Here is a 22538-nt window from a genome sequence, read left to right as displayed (position 1 = left end):
TCGTGATCCCGCGTTCCCGCTCTTCCGGGGCTTTATCGATGTTTTCGAAGGACACATAGTCCGCCAAACCCTTCGCCGCCAGCGTCTTGGTAATCGCCGCCGTCAGCGTTGTCTTGCCGTGATCGATGTGACCAATCGTCCCAATGTTTACGTGTGGCTTCGTGCGCTTAAATTTCGCCTTCGCCATTTTCTTCCTCCTGCCTTAGCCTGGCTTGGCGCCGTCTAGGATTCTCCGGTTTAGTAGTAACCACCCATGCGGCTGACAATTTCTTCCTGTATCTGTGTCGGGACCGGTTCATGACGTGCAAACTGCATCGTGTATGTCGCCCGTCCCTGTGTGGCGGATCGCAAATCCGTCGCGTATCCAAACATCGCCGCGAGAGGTACCAGCGCCTTGACGACTTGTACGCCGCGGCGCGGTTCCAAGCCTACGATCTGTCCGCGCCGGCTGTTCAAATCGCCGATCACGTCTCCGACCGATTCCTCTGGGGCGACGATGTCCAGCGCCATGACCGGCTCGAGTAGAACCGGGTGCGCCTTTCGCAAGTTCTTGTTGATCGCCATCGTCGCCGCCACTTTGAAATCGATATCCTCGGAGTCGACTTCGTGATATGCGCCGCCGGTCAGTGTTACCTTGACGTCCTGCACCGGATAACCGGCCAGTGCGCCGACGGTCAGCGCGCCTTGCACGCCTTGCTCGACCATGGGCACGAATTCCTTTTTCACCTGGGAGGCGCTCGCTTCGTTTTCGAACACGAAGCCGCCGCCCACGCCCGTTGGTTCAATCCGCAACGTGACTTTGGCGAAGTGACCGCGATTGCCCAGTTGCCGATCGTAAGTCTCGTCAACCTCGATCGCCTTGGTAATCGTTTCCTTGTAAGCGACCTGCGGCTTGCCGACATTGGCGTTGACGCCGAATTCCCGAGTGAGACGGTCGACAATGATATCCAAGTGCAACTCGCCCATGCCGGAAATGATCGTCTGGCCCGTGTCCTCGTCGACGTTGATCTGAAAGCTGGGATCCTCCAGCGCCAGACGCTGCAACGACTCTTCGAGTTTCTCCTGGTCGGCCTGACTCTTAGGCTCGATGGCGATGTGAATCACCGGCTCGGGCAGGTCCAGCCCTTCCAGGACGATCGGCTTGTGCTGCACGGTCAGAGTGTCCCCCGTCGCCACCGATCTGAGCCCAACTGCCGCGACGATGTCCCCGGCGCTCATTTCCTTGATCTCTTCGCGCTTGTTGGCGTGCATTTTGAGGATCTTGCCCAGACGCTCTTTCTTCTCTCTGGTCACGTTGAAGACCATCTGTCCCATCTGGGCGCTTCCGGAATACACACGCAAGAACGCGAGTTGGCCGACGAAAGGATCGTTCAGCAGCTTGAAAACCAACGCCGCGAAAGGTTCGCCCGGGTCCGCGCTCCGTTGTTCTTCCTTGCCCGTGTTCGGATTTATACCGACAATCGCCGGAATGTCTGCCGGACTGGGCAAAAAATCGGTCACCGCATCGAGCAAAGGCTGCACGCCCTTGTTTTTGAATGCGGCGCCGCACAACGTCGGCACCAATGCCAGCGAGCAGGTGGCCCGCCGGATTGCGGCGCGAAGTTCGGCTTCGCCGATTTCTTCGCCTTCCACGTACTTGGCCATCAAATCGTCGTCGTTTTCGGCGACGGTTTCTATCAACTTGGTCCGCCACTTTTCTGCATCATGTAAAAGATCGTCTGGGATCGGTTCCTCGTGGTACCGCGCTCCCAAGGTTTCTTCATCCCACCGAATCGCCTTCATGCCGAGTAGATCAACGACGCCTTGGAAGTCGGCTTCGGCCCCGATCGGTAACTGCATCACCAGGGGCGTGGCCGCGAGCCGGCTTTTCATCATCTCCACAACGTGGAAGAAGTCGGCGCCGACGCGATCCATCTTGTTCACGAAAGCGATCTTGGGCACGTGAAACTTCTCGGATTGCCGCCAGACGGTTTCGGACTGCGGCTCCACACCGCCTACGCCGCAAAATACGGCGACCGCCCCGTCCAGCACCCGCAGGCTGCGTTCGACCTCAATCGTGAAGTCCACGTGGCCTGGAGTATCCAGGATGTTGATCCGGTAATCGTGCCAGAAGCAGGTTGTGGCGGCGGTCGTAATCGTGATGCCGCGCTCTTGTTCCTGCTCCATGTAGTCCATCTGGGCCGTGCCCTCGTGAACCTCGCCGATCTTGTAGGTTATCCCGGTGTAGTAAAGAATTCGCTCGGTTGTGGTCGTCTTACCCGCATCGATGTGCGCCATAATCCCGATGTTCCGGGTGCGCTCGAGGGGGTTGGCCTTTTTTTTCGCCTTCGCCACGATCGACTTCCTTACCACGTATCCCCGGGACAGGCCCGACCGGATCGTGCCTGTACCCTGTAAAAGAGCAAGCGAAAAGACCAATCAACAAGCGATGCGCTGATCGGTCCTTTCGAACGATACTTTCGTTTCGTTCACGGCTTACAATCGAACTCGTCGATTTTCTGCCGTTGGTGCCGGCCTCGTCGGTTGCGAGTGGCCGAATCACCGTATTTCGTCTTCAAAAGACCTTTTCGCCGACCACCAACCGAAAGCGGGCGGTCTGGATGGCGGGGGCTTCCCGCCTACGAAAAAATTACCACCGATAGTGACTGAAAGCCTTGTTGGCCTCGGCCATCTTATGGGTGTCTTCGCGCTTCTTCACCGAATTGCCGCGGCTGTTGAAAGCATCGACAAACTCACCGGCCAAACGCTCGACCATCGTATGCTCGCTGCGTTTGCGGGAGAAGTTGATGATCCACCGCATCGCCAGCGCCTGGCGCCGCTCGGTGCGCACTTCACTGGGCACCTGATAGGTTGAACCGCCGACTCGGCGGCTGCGGACTTCGACCATCGGCTTGACGTTTTCCAACGCCGTTTTGAAAACTTTCAGACCGTCTTCATTGGTCCGTTTTTCCACCAAGTCCATCGCGCCGTAGAAGATGCCCTCGGCGGTACTTTTCTTGCCCATACTCATCAGATTGCTGATGAATTTGGAAACAGTACGATCGCCATAGCGGGAATCCGGTTGCGGATCGCGTTTGGGTATAACGTGTCTACGCGGCATCGCCTACTCCCCTACTTCGGCCGTTTGGTGCCGTATTTACTACGGCCGCGTTTCCGGCCTTCCACACCCGTCGCGTCGAGTTTGCCGCGTACGATGTGGTAACGAACACCCGGCAAGTCCTTGACTCGCCCGCCGCGAATCAACACCACGTTGTGCTCCTGCAGGGCGTGTCCTTCACCGGGGATATAAGTCGTGACTTCAATACCGTTTGTAAGACGCACACGGGCGACTTTGCGCAGCGCCGAGTTCGGCTTTTTCGGCGTGGTCGTATACACCCGTGTGCACACGCCGCGCTTCTGCGGGCAGCCCTTCAGTGCGGGCGCGTCAGTCTTCTCTTTTTTGACTGAACGGCCCTTGCGAATCAACTGGTTGATTGTCGGCATAATCGCCCTTCTCGCTAAAACAAAGTAACGTCGCTTTTTCCAGTACTTGCGCCTACCTCTTATACAAGAGGGCGCGAAATATACTGGCTTTTTCACGTTCTGTCAAGACTTTTTTACCAAAAGCGTTTTTTGCCGCTGGATTTAGCTCGATTCCGCCCCGCCGGCGCGCTGCCAATTGACAACAGCGATCAAGCCGTGCTAATCACACTCGGCATTCCCAACGTTCTTGTAGCAACGTCGAGGTACTCTGTGTCCCTGTATATTAAGGAAGTACGATGACCAAGATCGAATTCTGCGCGTCAACGCGCGAAGCGGCAGGCGAGTTTATCGCCCTCGGTTTTATCCGCCTGGATCGCGTCCTTTCCACCGAACTTTTCTGGGAAAACATCGGCTCCGGCGACAGTGGCCACCGCGTGAGCGAAATCACCCGCCAATGCCGCGACCGCTGGACGGATTTGGCCAACGCCCTGGCCGTCTTGCCCACGCCGATGGAGGGGCTTTTGATCCTCGGCGCCCCAACGCCCGAGCACCCCGTCACCACCCACTTTGCCGCCCTCGGACGCGGCCCGACAGCCGCGGAAGCAAAGGCGAATTGCTCCACCGCCTTTCACGATCTGTGGATGCTGCTGCTGACTACCCTCGATTATGCCGAGCTCCGGCCCATCAAAGACGAATCCGAAGCCGCCCTGGTCGCGCGCCACGTGCAAGCGCCGCATGTATTGGAAATCCGCCGGCGAGTGGAGAAAATGCGTCTCAGCCACGGCCAAATCCATCACGCTCCGATCGGCTTTGGCGGCACGAACAACGCCCCTGAGCCGAACGAGGCCGATGCCCATCTCAGCATGCAGCACCTTTATCCCTGGGTGCCCACGGACGACTCGTGGCGGCGACTTCTGGAGACGCTTCAACAAGAACCCGAAACGGCATTAGTGTCTCATTTCGCGGGCTTTCAGCGCTCACCGGGAACCTGCCTCGAGGAAGCGCACGACAACCTGGCATCTGCCGAAAACCTGCTCGGCGCCGGCGGCTCGGCATCGGGAGTCCGCACAGTCCTATCCCTGCAAGTCAACATTTTGCGGGAGGAAGCGCTGCGACGCCTGGCGATGCTGGGCGGTCATCAAATCGCCGCGCGGGTCTTTTTAGCCGGCCCCGCCCGGCCGGCCGCTTCGGTGATTGCCACGGTGATCGGCTCACTCGACGACGCCTCGGTTACGCCTGACAGCCCCGGCGCCAATTCGATTTACCGGGGCGGCGCGCAAATCGCGCAAGTCTCCAACACCGACCTGCTCGATAAGCTCGACTGCCCCACATTTGATTTGCTCTTCGGACCCGCTGAAGCGGCGGCGTTTTTGCGCACGCCCATGCCCTCGGAAAACGAGTATCCCGGCCTGCCCCTGGTCCGCGCCCGCACCGGTGCGATGGGCGGGGCGTCGGGCGACGACTATCCGCTGGGATGCAATTCTCACCGCGGCCGACGTTTGGACGTCTCGCTGGATGAGCCGATGCGCTTTCGCCACACCTACCTCATCGGCCAAACCGGCACCGGCAAGTCGACGGTCATGGAACACATGATTGTGCACGACATTCGGCGGGGTCGCGGCGTGGCGGTCCTGGACCCGCATGGACCGTTGATTGAAACCATTTTGGGCTGGATTCCGCCGGAGCGCGCCGACGACGTCGTGCTGGTGGACGTAACCGACGTGGAACGCCCGGTCGGCTTCAACATTTTGCGCATTGAAGAAGAGGATGAGCAGAATTATCGGCACGCCCGCGACATTATCATCGACGACCTTTTTTCGTATTTGAATCTGACCTACAACATGGAGGTGGCCGGCGGGCCGATATTCGAATCGCACTTTCGCGGCATGCTTGGCCTGTTGCTCGGTCAGAAAAGGCCGCCCGATTCCCTCACGCCCAGCCTGATGGTCTTTCGCGCGCTCTACACCAACGCCAAACTGCGCGAACACTTGGTGAAAAAAGCACAGGGTCAGGATGTCGTCATTGATGACTTCATTGAAGAAGCGCTCCGCGCCAAAGGGGATATGCATATTAGTAGCATCGCCCCTTACATCACCTCGAAGTTCACCCGCTTCGTCTCTGATACCGCCTTGCGCAACATCACCTGCCAGCCGCGCGTGCTGGATCTGGATGACATCGTCAACTCGGGAAAAATCCTCCTCTTCCATTTGGGGAAAGGACGTTTCGGCGAATTGGCGGCCGGGCTGCTCGCCAGCCAGGTGATCGCACGAATTCGATACGCGGTCATGAAACGCGGAGTCAATGGCGTACGCCAACCGTTCTATCTGTACGCCGACGAATTTCAAATGTTTGCCGACCAGCGATTCGCCGAGATGCTGGCCGAAAGTCGGAAGTTCGGCCTCTCGCTGACGCTGGCGCACCAATACGTCGACCAAATCCCGGTGGAAGTACGCAAGGCTGTGCTGGGCAATGTGGGCACCATGATGACATTGCGCGTCGGGCCCTCCGACGCCGAGGCGCTCGAGGCCCTCTTCTGGCCGTATTTCACAAAGCGCGACCTTAGCGGCACGGCGAATTTCCAGGCATTCGTCCGCAGTTACGGATCCCTGGGCCACAAGCCGTTCAGCGTCGAGCTGTTGCCGCCCCTGGGTGCGGGAGATCGCGAATCGGCCGAACGAATTCGCGAATTGTCACGCCTCAAGTACGGCAAAGACCACGAACTGGTGGAACGAGAAATTCGCGCCATTTACGAAACGTATCGGGAATACTCGGACTGATTTCGCTCTATCTTTCTATTAAATCAAGAACTTCTCTAACTTTGATGACGAGTTCGCGAGGTCGAAACGGCTTCTGCAGAAAGTGAGTTCCTTTGTCCAGCACGCCGTGGTGGGCGATGGCATTTTCTGTGTAACCGGACATATAGAGCGCCGTCAAATCCGGGTTACGTTCGTTGAGTTTGACCAACAACTCCTTTCCACCCATGAGGGGTAAAATGACGTCGGTCAGCAGCAAGTCGATGTCGTCGGCGTTCGCATCAAACAAGCGGACGGCCTCTTCGCCGTCGGCTGCGACCAGGACGCGATATCCGAAAGAAGTCAATGTCCTTTCGGCAACGTTTCGCACGTTTTCCTGGTCTTCGACCAACAAGATCACTTCGCTCCCCTCCAAATCGCTGATGACCGTCGTTGCCCCCACTTCCACCACATCGGCGCCAATACGAGGCAGATAGATTTTGAAGCTCGTGCCGTGACCCACTTCGGAGTACACGCTCACGTATCCGTTGTTTTGCTTGACGATTCCATACACCGTCGCCAGCCCCAACCCGGTACCGCGGCCTTTTTCTTTGGTTGTGAAAAAAGGATCGAAAATCTTGGTTTGTGTTTCCGCGTCGATACCATGGCCGTTGTCGCTAACTCCCAGCATCACATAATCGCCCGTAACCAGCTTTGTTCTCACTGCGGTCGGTACATCCTCGATAGGGACGTTGTGGGTCTCGAAAGTCAACTTGCCGCCTTGGGGCATGGCGTCACGGGCGTTGACGGCAAGGTTCATCAATATCTGCTCGATTTGCCCGGCGTCGAAATGAATCCGCCACAGATCTTGTTCGGGATAAAACGCAAGATCAATATCCTCGCCGATCAAGCGCCGAATGATTTGCTCCGAATTGGCAAGTACGCCGTTGAGGTCCAGTGGCTTCGGGTCGATGATTTGTTTGCGCGAAAACGCCAGCAGTTGTTGCGTCAAACGAGCCGCGCTCTCGGAAGCCTCGATGATCTGCCTCACGTCTTCGCGCGCTTCGTGGTCGGCACCCAGGGCATCGAGCACGAGATCAGAGAATCCTTGAATCGCCGTAAGTACGTTGTTGAAATCGTGCGCAATACCGCCCGCCAGGCGGCCGACGGCTTCCATTTTCTGGGATTGTCGCAGTTGCTCTTCCAACGCCGTGCGCTGGGCCTCGGCCCGTTTTTGATCGGTAATGTCCAAACCGATGGCGACGCGGGTGTCGTCTGACAGTACGATTGTCGTCCACGTACTTTTCAGCACGCGGCCGTCTCTCGCGGTCAAATCGAGGTCCATCCACTCGGGCGGCGCCGCGTCCACAAACTCATGTATTTTTTGACGGATTTCTGGGTCCGGAAAGCATCTCTCCATTAGATCGATTTCTTTTGCGTCTTTGGTTAGCCAACCAATCGCCTTTTCGCAAGCCTCGTTCAATAAGGTCACATTGAAATTAGGATTGTAGATCACAATCATCACGGGGATATGATTGATGATCAACTCGAACATTTCATACTGTCGCTTCAACTCCGCGTCCGCGGCGCGTCGCTCGGAAATATCTCGCGTTGTGCCTTGTAGGCCGATCGGATTACCATCCGGGCCGTATATCACCTTGCCCACAATTTCCACGGGAATCGATTCACCGCTCTTTTTCTTGATCTCTGCCTCGAAAATTATTCCGCTCTCCGCCGGCGGCTTGCTCAGCGCTTCGCCCACGACGCCGGCCATTATGGCGAGGTTTTCGGCATCGGCGTGATCCGCCAGGTTCGAATCCATCCATTCCGCGGGCGTGTAGCCCGTCATCGGCTCAATGGCTGGATTTACGTAGATAAAATTCAGGTTGATATCCATCGTCCAAATGCAATCCAGCGTGTTATCGGCGAGTAGGCGGTACGTCTGCTCGCTTTGACGCAAGCGGGTCTCGGCTTGTTTGCGTTCGGAAATATCGTGGCTCGAACCGACAATCCCGGTCGGGGAACCTTGCTCGTCGCGAACCACGGCGGCCGACGATTCCGACCAAACGGTCGTGCCGTCCTTTCGATAATGCTCGACCTCAATGGAGGTAGTGATGTCCAAGTCTTTGTCCGCCAGATTCTCCGGAGTGAGCGTGCGCGCGATCATCGCCATGAATCGCTCGAATGATTCGGGCGTCAACTGCTTATCCAAAGGTAGGCTTTTTATTTCCTCCGCCGTAAAACCCAGAATGCGTTCGATACTTGGGCTCATATAAAGGATGTCCAAATTCATACTCATTAACCAAACAACATCCTTCATGTTCTTCGTGATTAGTTGATAGATTTTGTCCTGTTCCTGAAGCTTGTCCTGCGCCGCACTCATTGATTTTTCGGTCCGCCGTCGCGCCGTGATGTCCTCGAAAATCGTCTGCACTTGATACGGTTCTTCTTCTCCCGGACGGAAAAAAGGTTTCGAACTCGTGATGATCCACCGGTGGTTTTCTTCGCGCGGATTAAACACACCCAAAACTGCGTCCGGCACCGGGCTGCCCGTTCGAAGCGCGATCATGGCCGGGTGTTCTTCACTAGGTAACTCGCTGCCGTCCATGCGAATTATCCGCCACCGCGAATCCGCGGACGCGCGGCCGACAATTTCATCATGCGTCAAACCAAGAATTCGCTCCGCAGCGGCGTTGGCCGACGTAACATTTCCTTGCGAATCCTGAAACACCACGCCCTGCACCATCGTTTCAAACAACAACCGATACCGTTCGTCGCCGGCGGCCAACTGACGATGCGCCCGATCGACTTCTCGCCGCACCCGCAACGACTCCAAGCCGAAGGCAATGTCGTCGGCCAACTCATTGAGCAAGCTCTGCTCCTTCGTACCGAATTCACGCCTATCCCACGAATAAACACTTAAAACGCCGACGGCGCCGTGGCCGCCGCGCAGCGGTAAGGCAATCGACGAAACGAATCCAAGCCTTCGCGCCACGGGCCACCAGGCACGCGATTCCGGGTCGTGTAAAAGGTCTTGACGAATAACCGCGTTTCCGCCCGATAGCGCCGCACGGACAGGCCCCTCACAAAGCGCCGGATCGTTCCAATCGAACGTCAACCCGGCGACCTTATCGGCCTCCGCGCCGGCCCACGCTTCGATACGCAATGCCCCCTCGCCGTCGTTAGCCCTTAAGCTGATGCAAACCAGCCTATATCCGGCGAATCGTGCGAGGATGGACGCCACTTCCGTGACAAAACTTCTCGTTTCGACCGCCCGGGCCACGGCGCGATTGCACTGACTGAGGGTTTTAAGTGCTCTTGTAGAGTATCGGAGACTCTGACGCGTCCGACCGCGTCTCTCTAAATCCATCATCACTGTGCCAAGCAACGCAGTCACCAACGGGAAAAAAACTAATACCGGCACCGCAATGACCCGCAGCGCCCGCCAAGCGGTTTCCCCGGGTAGAGAAAACATCCACAAAAGCATCGCCACATGGACAATCGCGCCAAAAATGACCAATTTCCACGGCGTAACAATATTGGCATCACGGCGCCGCAGATAGTAAAAAAGCACGCCGAGCGACGCCGAAGTGGAAATGACGCCGATACCCGTCAGTGTACCCGGCCCACCATAAATAAGCCGGTACACACTAGCCATCGCGGCGGCAATCGCCGCGGGTATCGGGCCGCCGAACAGCCCCGCCATCGCCAATACCACCGAACGGCTGTCGAAAAATATACCGGGCTGATAACGAAACGGGAGAAACATTACCGCCAGAGTGAAAGCGCCGAAAACGAAACCCGAAAATACGAGGGAGGTCAAATTACGACCTTGCCAGCGATCGGCGACAAAGCCGTAGAAAACGCTCAACGCCAAAAGTAACGCCAAGTTTTCGAGGAGTTGTATGTCCAAACATGCCTCTGGAGATCAAGCGTCCCGGCTTCTGTCGTTATTTTTCGTCGTTGTTATTTTATATTTAACAAAACACACAATCCATGCTGCCGACAATATTTATCGCGATCGTGAGAAAATCAGCTTTATCTAATCAAGAAATCCACTTTCTATCGTCACATCGTCCGTTACGAAAAAGGGCGACCTCGATGAGGCCGCCCTACGTAGTCTCAATTGCCGTGCGCTTACTCAGCCGGCTCGGTACCGGATCCGGCGGTGTCTTCGAAATTGAAGTCCTCGAAGGGCGACGCGCCGTAAATCTCGTACTCGTCCTCCTCGGGTTGCTCGGGTAAATCGACTTCGATATCCAGGGACTGGTAGGTCGGAACACCGGTTCCGGCCGGAATGAGACGACCCATGATCACGTTCTCTTTCAGGCCGCGCAGCCAATCGACTTTGCCCGTGATCGACGCCTCGGTGAGCACCTTCGTTGTTTCCTGGAACGAGGCCGCCGAAATGAACGACTCCGTCGACAAACTCGCCTTCGTGATACCAAGCAGCATCGGCTCGCCGATCGCAGCCCGACCACCCTTGGCGATCATTTGCTCGTTTTCTTCCCGGAACTTCCATTTTTCGACCTGTTCGCCGACCAGGAAGGTGGTGTCGCCGACATCCACCACGCGCACGCGGCGCAGCATCTGGCGGACGATCGCCTCGATGTGCTTGTCATTGATCTTGACGCCCTGCAAGCGGTAGACCTCTTGAATTTCATCGACCAAATACTTGGCGAGTTCTTTTTCACCCAACACACTGAGGATGTCGTGCGGATTGGCCGCGCCGTCCATCAACGCTTCGCCCGCGCGAACGAAGTCGCCCTCGTGCACGCTAATGTGTTTACCTTTTGGAATCAGGTAATCGCGGCTCTCACCGCTCTTATCGGGCGTGATGACCACACGGCGCTTCCCTTTGACGTCCTCGCCGAAGCTGACGCGACCGTCGATTTCGGAAATCTCGGCCATCTCTTTGGGCTTGCGAGCCTCGAAAAGTTCGGCCACGCGGGGCAAGCCGCCGGTGATGTCCTTGGTTTTCGTCGTGGCGCGCGGGATCTTGGCCAAGACGTCGCCGGCATGCACCCGACCGCCTTCCTTGACCATAATGATCGCGCCGACCGGCAGCATGTAACGAGCATCGCGATCCGTATCCGGAATCTTCAGCGTTACCGCCTTTTTGCTCGGATTCTTGATCGAAATGCGCGGCCTGGAACTCGGGCTCTTCGGCTCGACGATGACCTTCTGACTCATACCAGTCATCTCGTCGACCTGTTCGTCCATCGTCTCGTTCTGGATGATGTCGCCGAATTTCAACACGCCGCTTACGTCGGTGAGAATCGGGGTCGTAAATGGATCCCACTTGGCCACTACCGTACCCGCTTTGACCAAGGCGCCGTCGGTGAACAGGAGTTCGGCGCCGTACACGAGATTGTAACGCTCGCGCTCACGACCCGTGGCGTCGCGGACAACGAGTTGGCTGTTGCGGTTCATGACGATCTTCTGGCCTTCGCGACCCTCGACAATGTTCACGTTGTGCGTGTGCACAAACCCCTCGGTGCGAGTTTCCAAGGCCGAAGCCTCAACCTTCCGCGAGGCCGTACCACCGATATGGAACGTACGCATCGTCAACTGAGTGCCCGGCTCACCGATGGATTGCGCCGCGATCACGCCGACCGCTTCGCCGAGATTGACCATCTTGCCGCGAGCCAGATCGCGGCCGTAACACGAGCGGCACACGCCGCGTTTGGCTTTGCAGGTCAACACCGAGCGAATCAACACGCGCTCGATGCCCGCATCCTCGATGATGCGCACTTTCTCTTCGTCGATCTCTTCGTTGGCCCCGACGAGTACTTCGTCGTTCACCGGGTCGACGATGTCTTCCAGCGCCACGCGACCCAAAATGCGATCGCCGACCCGCTCGATCACCTCGCCGCCTTCGACCAAGGAACTGACGATAATGCCGTCCAGCGTGCCGCAATCCTCCACCGTTACGATGGAATCCTGCGCCACGTCGACCAGGCGGCGGGTCAGATAGCCGGAGTTCGCGGTCTTAAGCGCGGTATCGGCCAGACCCTTGCGGGCGCCGTGTGTCGAGATGAAGTACTGCAACACCGTGAGTCCTTCACGGAAGTTGCTGGTAATCGGCGTCTCGATGATTTCGCCGGAAGGCTTGGCCATCAAGCCACGCATACCGGCCAACTGGCGAATCTGCGCCGTGGAACCACGCGCGCCGGATTCGGCCATCATGAAAATCGGATTGAAACTTGACGCTATGATCCGTGTGCCTTCCGTAGTCGTGAATTCCTGCTGCCCCATCGCCTCCATCATTTCTTTCTCGATGGCGTCGGTGGCATCGGCCCAAATATCGACGACGCGGTTGTAGCGCTCGCCGTCGGTGATCAAGCCTTCGCGGCGGTATTCGAGAATTTCCTCGATCGCGGCCTGGCTGCGTTCGAGAATTTCCACTTTTTTGTCCGGAATGACCATGTCGTCCAAACAAATCGAAGCGCCGCTGCGCGTGGCCATCGTGAAGCCGAGGGTGCGAATCTTATCGGCCAGCAACACCGTTTCTTTATCGCCGGTGATGCGGTACACCGTGTCGATCAAATTCGCCACTTGCTTCTTGCCCATCATGTGGTTGACGTGGGCGAAGGGCACCGCGTCTGGAACGATGTCGTAGAGCAACACGCGGCCGACCGTCGTTTTGAACACCGTGCCGTTGATGCGGCAGCGAACACGAGCGTGCAGCTCCACCGCATCGGTCGAGTACGCTCGGTCGACTTCTTCCGGGGAAGCAAAAATCTTGCCTTCGCCGCGGGCGCCCGGCCGTTCGCGCGTCATGTAGTAAATGCCCAAAACCATGTCTTGGCTCGGCACGATAATCGGCTTGCCGTGGGCGGGCGACAGGATGTTGTTGGTGCTCATCATCAGCACCCGCGCTTCCACCTGCGCCTCGACCGAAAGCGGCACGTGCACGGCCATTTGGTCGCCGTCGAAGTCGGCGTTGAAGGCGGTGCAGACCAAGGGGTGAAGCTGAATCGCCTTGCCTTCGATCAATACCGGTTCGAAGGCCTGGATGCCGAGGCGGTGCAGGGTCGGCGCGCGGTTAAGCAACACCGGGTGTTCCTTGATCACCTCGTCGAGGATGTCCCACACCTCGGCGACTTCGCGGTCCACCATTTTCTTGGCCAGTTTCAGTGTCTGGGCCAGGCCGCGCTTTTCCAGCTTTTCGTAGATGAAGGGCTTGAACAATTCCAGCGCCATCTTCTTGGGCAATCCGCACTGGTGCAGGCGTAATTCCGGGCCTACGACGATCACGCTACGGCCGGAATAGTCAACGCGTTTACCCAGCAGATTCTGCCGAAAACGCCCCTGCTTTCCTTTGAGCATATCCGAAAGGCTCTTGAGGGGCCGCTTGTTCGGACCGGTGATGACCCGGCCGCGGCGCCCGTTGTCGAACAAAGCGTCGACCGCCTCCTGCAACATGCGCTTTTCGTTCTTGATGATGATTTCCGGGGCCTGCAACTCGATCAGCCGCTTCAAGCGGTTGTTACGGTTGATGACGCGCCGGTACAGATCGTTCAAATCGGAAATCGCAAAACGGCCGCCTTCCAACGGCACGAGAGGACGCAGTTCGGGCGGTATGACGGGGATGACATCAAGGATCATCCATTCGGGCCGGTTGCCGCTGTCGCGGAATGCCTCGACGACGCGCAGCCGCTTGGAAACCTTTTTGCGCTTGGCTTCGCTGGTGGCGGCCTTCATTTCTTCGCGCAGTTCGTCGGCCAGTATCTTCAGCTCGATCTGCGAGAGCATCTTCTTGATGATTTCGGCGCCCATGCCTGCATCGAAGTCCGGGCCGCCCTCTTCCATGGCCTGCCAGTATTCCTCATCGGAGAGCAACTCACCCGGTTTCAGCTTCGTGTTGCCCGGACTCACCACGACGTACTGCTCGAAATACAAGACCTTTTCCAACTGCTTGTAACTCATATCGAGCAACGCGCCGATGCGACTGGGCAGGCTCTTCAAGAACCAAATGTGCGCGACCGGCGTGGCCAGGGTGATGTGCCCCATCCGCTCCCGGCGTACCTTGGAATGAATAACCTCGACGCCGCACTTTTCGCAGACGATGCCGCGGTGCTTCATGCGCTTGTATTTTCCGCACAGGCACTCAAAGTCCTTTATCGGCCCGAAAATTCGGCAACAGAACAACCCATCCCGCTCCGGTTTGAAGGTGCGGTAGTTAATCGTTTCCGGCTTTTTTACTTCGCCAAACGACCAATCCCGAATCTTCTCCGGGCTGGCCAAAGCGATCCGCATCGCCCGGAAACTCAAGGGGTTTTTCGGTTTTTCAAAAAGGCTGTAAAAATCTCTCAACGGCTCGCCCTCCTGCGTGTGCTGGCTTTTGGCCGTAATCTACTCTTTTGTTTCTTTTTCCGGCGTAATCGGCTGCGACAGGGAACCGGGTCCCAAATCGCTGTCGAACGACGGCTTGGCGAACAGCGCGTCGAAGTCGGCCCGAACCTTGGTGGCTTCGTCGACTTCGGCTTCTTCTTCCATTTCTTCTTCGAGCAATTCCACGTCCAGACAAAGGCTTTGCAGTTCCTTAACCAACACGTTGAAGCTCTCCGGTAGGCCCGGTTCGAGTTCGCACTCGCCTTTGATAATTGACTCGTACATCCGCGTGCGACCGGCCACGTCGTCGCTCTTGACCGTCAGGAATTCCTGCAGGCTGTACGCAGCGCCATACGCTTCCATCGCCCACACCTCCATCTCACCCAAACGCTGACCGCCGAACTGCGCTTTGCCGCCCAGCGGTTGCTGCGTCACCAAACTGTAGGGGCCGATGGACCGCGCGTGGATCTTGTCATCCACCAAGTGGTGGAGCTTAAGCATGTACATGATGCCGACTGTCACGTCGGTGTCGAAGGGCACACCGTTGCGGCCGTCGAACAAGGTTGTCTGGCCGTCGCGGCGTAGGCCCGCGTTTACCAGGGCTACTTTGATTTCCGCTTCCGGCGCGCCATCGAAAACCGGCGTGGCCAAGAACAATCCCTCATCCCAGCCGTAGCAGAACTTGACGATGTCATCGTCTTTGGCGCCGGAAATCAGATCCCGAATCTTGCGATTCGTCTCGTTTTCCGTTTCAAAAACCGCCAACAATTGTTTGCGCAACTTACCAGCGTTGAAGCTCTGTTCGAGGACGTGCTGAATTTGCTCGCCCAAATGTCGCGCTGCCCAGCCCAGGTGTACCTCGAGAATCTGACCGACGTTCATACGCGAGGGCACGCCCAACGGGTTGAGAATCATCTCGACCGGCGTGCCGTCCGGCAGATAGGGCATATCCTCTTCCGGCAGAATCCGCGAGAGCACACCCTTGTTCCCGTGCCGACCGGCCATCTTATCGCCCACCGACAACTTGCGCTTGATCGCCACGTACACCTTGACCATCTTGATGACGCCGGGCGCCATTTCGTCGGATCTCTTGAGACGCTCGATCTTGCTTTCGAAAAACTCTTTGACCGCCTCAACTTGCTTCGTGACGTTGATCACCAGTTCCCGAATCCGCGTCTCCAACTTCGTATCGGCCAGGGACAACTCGGCGATTTTCTCGAAATCGATTTCGTCGAGCAGTTCGACCGTGATGCGCTGCCCCTTCTTGAGCAGCACTTCGTTCTCGTCTTCGTCCAGCAAGGCCGCCGTCACGGTTTTGTTGATCAGCATGTCCTTGAGGGATTTAAGGGCGCTTTCGGTAATGATGCGGATCTCAGTTTCCTGGTCGCCGAGAATCTTGGCGATTTGTTCGTCCTCGATCTCCCGCGCGCGCTGGTCCTTGTCCACACCCTTGCGCGAAAACACCTTCGCATCGGTGACCGTACCCACCACACCGGGCGGCACCGTCAAACTGGTGTCGCGCACGTCGCCGGCCTTCTCGCCGAAGATGGCGCGCAGCAGCTTTTCTTCCGGCGACAACTGGGTTTCACCCTTCGGCGTGATCTTGCCTACGAGGATGTCGCCGGGCTTCACTTCGGCGCCGATGCGAATGATGCCCGACTCGTCCAGATTCCGCAGAGCTTCTTCCGAGACGTTCGGGATATCGCGAGTGATTTCCTCTTTGCCGAGCTTCGTGTCGCGGCTGACGCATTCGAAAACCTCGACGTGAACCGAGGTGAAGCGGTCATCCTTGATCAACCGCTCGGAAATCAAAATCGAATCCTCGAAGTTGTAACCCTGCCACGGCATGAATGCGACGACGACGTTTTTACCCAACGCCAGTTCGCCCATGTCCGTAGACGGGCCGTCAGCCAAGACCTGCCCGCGATACACGCGCTCGCCGACCGAAACAATCGGCTTTTGGTTGATGCACGTGTTCTGGTTCGAACGCTGGAACTTGGTCAGATTGTAAATATCGACGCCCGCTTCAGTCGGGTCTTTTTCGTCCTCGGCCACTTTCACAACGATACGATCGGCATCCACGCTGTGCACTCGACCGCCGCGCCGCGCCACTTGCGTCACGCCACTGTCGCGCGCCACAACTTCCTCAATACCCGTCCCGACCAGCGGAGCGCGGGTTTTGAGTAGCGGCACCGCCTGGCGCTGCATGTTGCTGCCCATCAACGCCCGGTTGGCGTCGTCGTGTTCCAGGAAGGGAATCAGGCTCGCGGCGACCGACACCAACTGCTGCGGCGACACGTCCATGTAATCGACTTGTTCCGCGCCGACCAACTCCACCTCGCCCGCGGCGCGGGCCGAAACGATGCTGCGCGCGAATTTGTTGTTGCGGTCCAGCGGCGCGTTTGCCTGCGCAATCGTGTACCGCTCCTCCTGCAAGGCCGTGAGGAATTCGGCACCCTCCGATACCCGGCCGTTTTCCACTGGCCGGTAGGGAGTCTCGATGAAGCCCAAGTCGTTGACCCGCGCAAAGGTCGACAAACTGGCGATCAGGCCGATATTCGGGCCTTCCGGCGTTTCTACCGGACAAATACGGCCGTAGTGAGTGTTGTGCACATCGCGCACTTCAAAGCCGGCCCGCTCGCGCGTCAAACCGCCGGGTCCCAACGCCGAGAGGCGCCGCTTATGGGTGACCTCCGAAAGCGGGTTGGTCTGATCCATAAACTGCGACAACTGCGAGGATCCGAAAAACTCCTTGATCACCGCGCTGACCGGTTTGGCATTGATCAGATCGTGCGGCATGAGCGTGTCGATTTCCTGCAGGCTCATCCGCTCGCGGATAGCGCGCTCCATACGTACCAGGCCGATGCGATACTGGTTTTCCACCAGCTCGCCCACCGCCCGCACACGACGATTGCCCAGGTGGTCGATGTCGTCGACCTGGCCGCGACCGTCTTTAAGATTGAGCAGATAGAAGACCACCGCCAGGATGTCGTCTTTGGATAGCGTCATCGACTCGTTAGAAGTGTCCAAACCCAGTTTATGGTTCATCTTCACCCGACCGACCTTCGACAGATCGTACCGCTCGGGATTGAAAAACAGGTTGTTGAACAACTGCTGGGCCGTCTCGATCGTGGGCGGGTCACCGGGGCGCAGGCGTTTGTAGATTTCGATCATCGCCTCTTCGGCGGAACGCACCTTGTCGGCCAACAGGGTCTCGCGCAGTGATTGGCTGATGGTCAGCGTCTCGGTGCGCAAGATCTGGAACTTCTTCACGCCCGCTTCTACGAGATTGCCGATAATCTCTTCGTCGATCTGCTGCGAGGGCTCGAGGATCACTTCCCCGGTGTCGGGATTGATCACGTATTCGGCCGCATACTTGCCGACCAAATCGATGCGCGACAGGCGGAATTTCTTCATTTTCGCGTCACGCATGCGCCGCAGGTGCTTGCCCTCGATGCGCGTACCGCGCCGAGCGATGACACGGTTTTCCTCGTCCCGCAGATCCATGCTGAGCACTTGATCTTTCAACCAGCGCGGATCGGTCCGGAACACAACCGTCTCGCCATCGATAACCGTCGGGATGCGCTCGAAATTGTCGCTGTAGTACAGCGTGAGGATTTCGTCGTCGGTGTATCCCAAGGCTTTGAGCAGCACGGTGGCGGGCATCTTGCGCTTACGATCGATGCGCACGTGCAGGATATCCTTGGCGTCGAACTCGAAATCGACCCAGGAACCGCGATAGGGAATGATGCGGGCGTTGTAAAGCAACTTGCCCGAACTGTGGGTCTTGCCGCGGTCGTGATCGAAAAACACGCCCGGGCTGCGATGGAGTTGGCTGACGATAACCCGCTCGGTCCCGTTGATGATGAACGTTCCCTGCTCCGTCATCAGCGGAATTTCACCGAAGTAGACTTCCTGCTCTTTTACGTCGCGGATCGACTTCGCGCCACTTTTCTCGTCGACATCCCAAACCACCAGGCGAATGGTCACTTTGAACGGGGCGGCGAAGTTCAATCCCCGCTGCTTACATTCCTCGACGTCGTATTTCGGGGGTTCCAAGGAATACTGAACGAACTCCAGACTACTCATGTTGTTGTAGTCGTGAATCGGGAAGACGCTCTTGAACACACCCTGCAAACCGATTTCCTCGCGCTCATCGGGCGGGATTTGGGATTGCAGAAAGCGCTCATACGACTTTTTCTGGATGTCGATCAGATTGGGGATGTCGATGATCTTCCTTATCCTGGCATAGGATTTCCGGAATCGTTTGACTTCGCCGAGGGATGTGTACATCCAAGGTCTCCTTATCGCATCCTGGTGTTTGCGAGATCCTTGCTTAAAGCACTAATTCGGAGCCAGAGGTCCCTCATGGGACCCCCGGTCCTCCGTTTTCTTTACTTTCTGTCGGGGAGCCGTCGTCGCTCCCCCGCGCTGTTCGTCGCGTTAAACAAATATTCTTTACTTAACCTCGACTTTGGCGCCAGCGTCTTCCAAAGCCTTCTTGGCTTCTTCGGCCTCGTCTTTGGAAACGGCTTCTTTGACCGCCTTGGGCAGAGTGTCAACCAACTCTTTGGCCTCTTTGAGACCCAAGTCGCTACGCAGCCCGCGCACGGCCTTGATGACCTGAATTTTCTGAGCGCCCGAGTCGATGAGAATGACATCGAATTCGGTCTGTTCTTCGACAGCTTCCGCAGGCGTGCCGCCCGCCGGCATCATGCCGCCCATCATCATGGGCGCTGCAGCGGTAACACCGAATTTCTCTTCGATCATTTTGACCAACTCGGTCAGTTCCAACACGTTCATTTCCGCAATTGCTTCAAGGATTTGGTCCTTGGTGATCTCAGCCATAATTTCATGCTCCTCTAAATCGCAATCTCGTTAAACCTAATGACTGCCTCAGGCAGCCTCCTTTTCCTTTTGGTCGATAAGCTGGGACAATGCGTTGACAAGACCCCTCGGAATGTTTGCCAAACCGCTGGCCAGGTTCCGCATCGGTGCGGCGAGCACTCCGGCCAACATGGCCAGGCTCTCTTCCCGGCTGGGCATCTGAGCCAACTCCCGGACCTGCTGTTCGTCGATGACTTTGCCGCTGAACACGCCGCCCTTGATTTCCAGGGCCGGCATTTCCTTCGCGGCGTCGACTAGAGCCTTGGCGGGGCTAACCGGGTCATCGTAGCCAAGCAGAATCGCGTTCGGACCAGTCAAGAACTCCAAGCACGCTACGAAGTCCGTGTCGTCTATCGCCCTGCGCATCAGGGTGTTTTTGACGACGACCAATTCGCACGCGCCCTCGGAATTCCGCAGGCCCTGGCGCAACTTGTTCATCTGCCCGACCGTTAAGCCACGATAATCCACCATGACCATCAACGAGGCCTGAGCCAGCATCTCTCGTAGCTGCACGACCAGTTTTTCTTTGCCTTGGCGATCCACGCTGTTTATTCCCCCCTTCCTTTCCGGTTCTCGACGGCCTCGCGCCACCGGCACTCCGCCCACGGTTCCCGGAAAGGGAGGATCGATCGCCAATGGAAGCAATCGACCGTGGCTGTCGGCGTGTCTCGGTAGGATGGCTTGAGGCCAATTAAACCTTTATATTTCAGGCACCTACTGTCTTTGACATCCGTTCGGACCGCGACTCACTAGGAACAATTAAGCACGGCGCGTTCGTCGGTCCGAAGAACCAAACGCGCCTCGCAAGGCGTTTAACGTAACGCCGCTTGTATGTCGCTGGGGTCGACTCTGACGCCCGGCCCCATTGTTGAACTGATTGATACGTTGCGCATGTACGTACCTTTGCTCGTCGGCGGTTTTAGACGAACCAACGTGTCGGCCAGCGCCAACAGATTCTCGCGGAGTTGCTCCGGCTTGAAACTGCGCCGTCCGATCGGGGCATGCAGATTGCCGCCCTTGTCCACGCGAAACTCGATCTTACCCTTCTTGACCTCGTCCACCGCTTGACCTACGTCGAAGGTCACGGTGCCCGATTTCGGATTAGGCATCAGACCGCGCGGTCCCAATACCCGGCCAAGCTTGGACACGACTCGCATCATGTCCGGCGTGGCGATAACCCGATCAAATTCGAGCCAACCGTCCTGAATGCGCTTGACCAGATCCTCAGAACCCACGACGTCGGCGCCGCCTTGTTCGGCCTCGCGGGCCTTGTCGCCCTCGGCAAACACGATCACGCGGACATTTTTGCCCGTGCCGTGCGGCAACAGGCAACTGCCGCGCACCATCTGGTCGGCATGTTTCGGATTGACGCCGAGCCGGAAGACTGCGTCAACGGATTCATCAAACGAGGCGACGCCGCCTTCGAGACAGAACGTGAGGGCTTCGTCGACCGGATAACGTTGCTCGGGATCAAATGTCCCCGCAGTTTCGCGATATTTTTTGCCATGCTTCGGCATTTTTTCGCTCCCACTAAAAAACGTGGTTAGACAACATCCACACCCATCGAACGGGCCGTGCCCGCGATGATGCTACGTGCTTGTTCGATATCGTCGGTGTTCAAGTCGGCCATTTTGATCTTGGCGATCTCGTCGATCTGCGCCACGGTGATCGTGCCGACCTTCTCCTTATTGGGTTCGCCACTGCCCTTGGCCAGGTTCGCCGCGCGCTTGATGAGAATGGCCGCGGGGGGGCTCTTCAAAATGAATACGAACGACCGATCGGAGAAAATCGTAATTTCCACCGGGATAATCAAGCCTTCGGCCGCTTGCTTCTGTGTTCTGACGTTGAACTGCTTGCAAAACTCCATGATATTGGCGCCATGCTGGCCGAGCGCCGGGCCGACCGGGGGCGAGGGTGTTGCTTTGCCCGCCGGGACTTGAAGCTTGACTTTCGCCATGACCTTCTTAGCCATTGTGTGCCTCTTTCGTAATTCTCTGTCGTGCCTTTATTCTGCTTTTTCGACCTGGAAAAACTCCAGCTCCACCGGAGTCGATCGGCCGAAGATCGATACCATTACCCGCAATTTGCCCTTATCGGGCTTCACGTCATCCACCAAGCCGGTGAAATTGGCGAAGGGGCCTTCGGTGATCCGCACCGACTCGCCCGTTTCGAATTCCACTTTCGGAACCGGCCGCAACGTACCTTCGTCGATTTGGCGCGTAATCCGCCGAACTTCTTCTTCCGGCACCGCCGGCGGGTTTTTCTGTCCGCCTACGAATCCGGTAATTTTCGGCGTCGATTTGACCACGTGATACGTTTGGTCATTCAACTCCATATTCACCAACAGATAGCCCGGGAAAAACTTCCGATTGGTCGTCCGCTTGTTGCCCTTGACCATCTCGACGACCTGCTCGGAAGGAATCAGAATCTCCACCAAAAACTCGGAGAGACCCCGTGCCTTCATGCGCTCTTCCAGCGCCTGCTTGGCTTTTTGCTCGTACCCGGAGTAAGTGTGAACCACATACCACTTGAAATCGGCCATGCCGCTATCCTTATTAATTCGCGCCTAAAAACGCCTTGATCAACCAGCCTAAGGAGTAATCGACAACCGCGAAGTAGACCGCAAAGATGAAACAGATGGCAATCACCACCCACGTCGAGGCAATAGTGACCTCGCGGCTGGGCCACGAAACCTTCCTCAACTCCGCGCGTACTTCGCGTAAAAAAATCTTGATCTTGTTCAGCACGGTTATCGTCCTTCACACGAAAAGGCTTTCGGCGCCCGTCCAAACTTGGGCGCCGAAAGCGAAATATTTGTTCTAACGACTACTTGACCTCTTTGTAGAGCGTATGACGGCGAAGAACCGGATTGTATTTTTTGATCTGCAACTTAGTCGGGTTCTTCTTCTTGTTACGGGTAGTCGTATAGTGCCGGTGCTTGGACTCGGTGCACTCTAAAATAACGATGTCTCGGTTGCCCATCGTGAGGCTCCTACTCGAAAATATTTGATACGACGCCGGCGCCGACGGTACGGCCGCCTTCGCGAATCGCGAAGCGCAGTCCATCTTCCATCGCAATCGGCGTAATCAATGCCACGCTGATCTTCACGTTCTCGCCCG

16 protein-coding genes are annotated in these 22538 nt (G+C 57.2%); 1 reads left to right on the top strand and 15 read right to left on the bottom strand.

The window, feature by feature from the left end:
• From P9L99_14695 to rpsL, 4 genes are all read right to left on the bottom strand, one after another.
• Positions 1–187, bottom strand: a 187-nt coding sequence (locus tag P9L99_14695; protein ID MDP8224607.1) for a GTP-binding protein, incomplete at its 3' end; no start/stop codon positions are given.
• Positions 188–237: 50 nt separating this feature from the next.
• Positions 238–2334 (bottom strand): elongation factor G, encoded by a 2097-nt coding sequence (gene fusA, locus P9L99_14690; GenBank protein ID MDP8224606.1) that lies wholly within the window; start codon positions 2332–2334, stop codon positions 238–240.
• Between the two features lie 295 nt (positions 2335–2629).
• Positions 2630–3100 (bottom strand): 30S ribosomal protein S7, encoded by a 471-nt coding sequence (gene rpsG, locus P9L99_14685; GenBank protein MDP8224605.1) that lies wholly within the window; start codon positions 3098–3100, stop codon positions 2630–2632.
• An 11-nt stretch (positions 3101–3111) separates the two neighbouring features.
• A complete protein-coding gene (rpsL, locus tag P9L99_14680; GenBank protein MDP8224604.1) occupies positions 3112–3483 on the bottom strand; it encodes a 30S ribosomal protein S12 in 372 nt (123 codons plus the stop codon).
• Between the two features lie 275 nt (positions 3484–3758).
• On the opposite strand from rpsL, the gene P9L99_14675 reads away from it, so the two are divergent.
• Positions 3759–6239 carry a type IV secretion system DNA-binding domain-containing protein gene (locus P9L99_14675; GenBank protein MDP8224603.1) on the top strand — a complete coding sequence of 827 codons (2481 nt, stop codon included), beginning with the start codon at positions 3759–3761 and terminating at the stop codon, positions 6237–6239.
• A gap of 7 nt (positions 6240–6246) precedes the next feature.
• Here the strand turns inward: P9L99_14675 and P9L99_14670 are convergent, their stop codons facing one another.
• The 11 genes from P9L99_14670 to tuf form a co-directional block, all read right to left on the bottom strand.
• Positions 6247–10107: a PAS domain S-box protein gene (locus P9L99_14670; protein ID MDP8224602.1), complete on the bottom strand. Its 3861-nt coding sequence runs from the start codon at positions 10105–10107 to the stop codon at positions 6247–6249.
• A 224-nt stretch (positions 10108–10331) separates the two neighbouring features.
• Positions 10332–14456: a DNA-directed RNA polymerase subunit beta' gene (gene rpoC / locus P9L99_14665; GenBank protein MDP8224601.1), complete on the bottom strand. Its 4125-nt coding sequence runs from the start codon at positions 14454–14456 to the stop codon at positions 10332–10334.
• A gap of 96 nt (positions 14457–14552) precedes the next feature.
• A complete protein-coding gene (gene rpoB / locus P9L99_14660) occupies positions 14553–18824 on the bottom strand; it encodes a DNA-directed RNA polymerase subunit beta (GenBank protein ID MDP8224600.1) in 4272 nt (1423 codons plus the stop codon).
• A gap of 165 nt (positions 18825–18989) precedes the next feature.
• Positions 18990–19379 carry a 50S ribosomal protein L7/L12 gene (rplL, locus tag P9L99_14655; protein MDP8224599.1) on the bottom strand — a complete coding sequence of 130 codons (390 nt, stop codon included), beginning with the start codon at positions 19377–19379 and terminating at the stop codon, positions 18990–18992.
• A gap of 48 nt (positions 19380–19427) precedes the next feature.
• Positions 19428–19961, bottom strand: a complete 534-nt coding sequence (rplJ, locus tag P9L99_14650; GenBank protein ID MDP8224598.1) for a 50S ribosomal protein L10 — start codon at positions 19959–19961, stop codon at positions 19428–19430.
• A 269-nt stretch (positions 19962–20230) separates the two neighbouring features.
• On the bottom strand, positions 20231–20935 hold the full coding sequence (gene rplA, locus P9L99_14645) for a 50S ribosomal protein L1 (protein MDP8224597.1): 705 nt from the start codon (positions 20933–20935) through the stop codon (positions 20231–20233).
• A 26-nt stretch (positions 20936–20961) separates the two neighbouring features.
• Positions 20962–21390 (bottom strand): 50S ribosomal protein L11, encoded by a 429-nt coding sequence (gene rplK / locus P9L99_14640; protein ID MDP8224596.1) that lies wholly within the window; start codon positions 21388–21390, stop codon positions 20962–20964.
• Positions 21391–21423: 33 nt separating this feature from the next.
• Positions 21424–21960 (bottom strand): transcription termination/antitermination protein NusG, encoded by a 537-nt coding sequence (nusG, locus tag P9L99_14635; protein MDP8224595.1) that lies wholly within the window; start codon positions 21958–21960, stop codon positions 21424–21426.
• A 13-nt stretch (positions 21961–21973) separates the two neighbouring features.
• Positions 21974–22165, bottom strand: a complete 192-nt coding sequence (secE, locus tag P9L99_14630; protein MDP8224594.1) for a preprotein translocase subunit SecE — start codon at positions 22163–22165, stop codon at positions 21974–21976.
• Positions 22166–22244: 79 nt separating this feature from the next.
• A complete protein-coding gene (rpmG, locus tag P9L99_14625; protein ID MDP8224593.1) occupies positions 22245–22400 on the bottom strand; it encodes a 50S ribosomal protein L33 in 156 nt (51 codons plus the stop codon).
• 10 nt (positions 22401–22410) lie between these two features.
• The coding region (tuf, locus tag P9L99_14620) for an elongation factor Tu (GenBank protein ID MDP8224592.1) at positions 22411–22538 on the bottom strand (128 nt) is incomplete at its 5' end.

This window comes from Candidatus Lernaella stagnicola (assembly GCA_030765525.1).
Lineage (GTDB): Bacteria > Lernaellota > Lernaellaia > Lernaellales > Lernaellaceae > Lernaella > Lernaella stagnicola.
This window is presented reverse-complemented; position numbering and strand designations above follow the sequence as displayed.

What these genes read in the sequence shown, in the direction of transcription:
- rpsG (MDP8224605.1), bottom strand. Translation starts at nt 3,100, where the DNA reads ATGCCGCGTAGACACGTTATACCCAAACGCGATCCGCAACCGGATTCC.
- rpsL (MDP8224604.1), bottom strand. Translation starts at nt 3,483, where the DNA reads ATGCCGACAATCAACCAGTTGATTCGCAAGGGCCGTTCAGTCAAAAAA.
- P9L99_14675 (MDP8224603.1), top strand. Translation starts at nt 3,759, where the DNA reads ATGACCAAGATCGAATTCTGCGCGTCAACGCGCGAAGCGGCAGGCGAG.
- rpoC (MDP8224601.1), bottom strand. Translation starts at nt 14,456, where the DNA reads ATGCGGATCGCTTTGGCCAGCCCGGAGAAGATTCGGGATTGGTCGTTT.
- rpoB (MDP8224600.1), bottom strand. Translation starts at nt 18,824, where the DNA reads ATGTACACATCCCTCGGCGAAGTCAAACGATTCCGGAAATCCTATGCC.
- rplL (MDP8224599.1), bottom strand. Translation starts at nt 19,379, where the DNA reads ATGGCTGAGATCACCAAGGACCAAATCCTTGAAGCAATTGCGGAAATG.
- rplA (MDP8224597.1), bottom strand. Translation starts at nt 20,935, where the DNA reads ATGCCGAAGCATGGCAAAAAATATCGCGAAACTGCGGGGACATTTGAT.
- rplK (MDP8224596.1), bottom strand. Translation starts at nt 21,390, where the DNA reads ATGGCTAAGAAGGTCATGGCGAAAGTCAAGCTTCAAGTCCCGGCGGGC.
- nusG (MDP8224595.1), bottom strand. Translation starts at nt 21,960, where the DNA reads ATGGCCGATTTCAAGTGGTATGTGGTTCACACTTACTCCGGGTACGAG.
- rpmG (MDP8224593.1), bottom strand. Translation starts at nt 22,400, where the DNA reads ATGGGCAACCGAGACATCGTTATTTTAGAGTGCACCGAGTCCAAGCAC.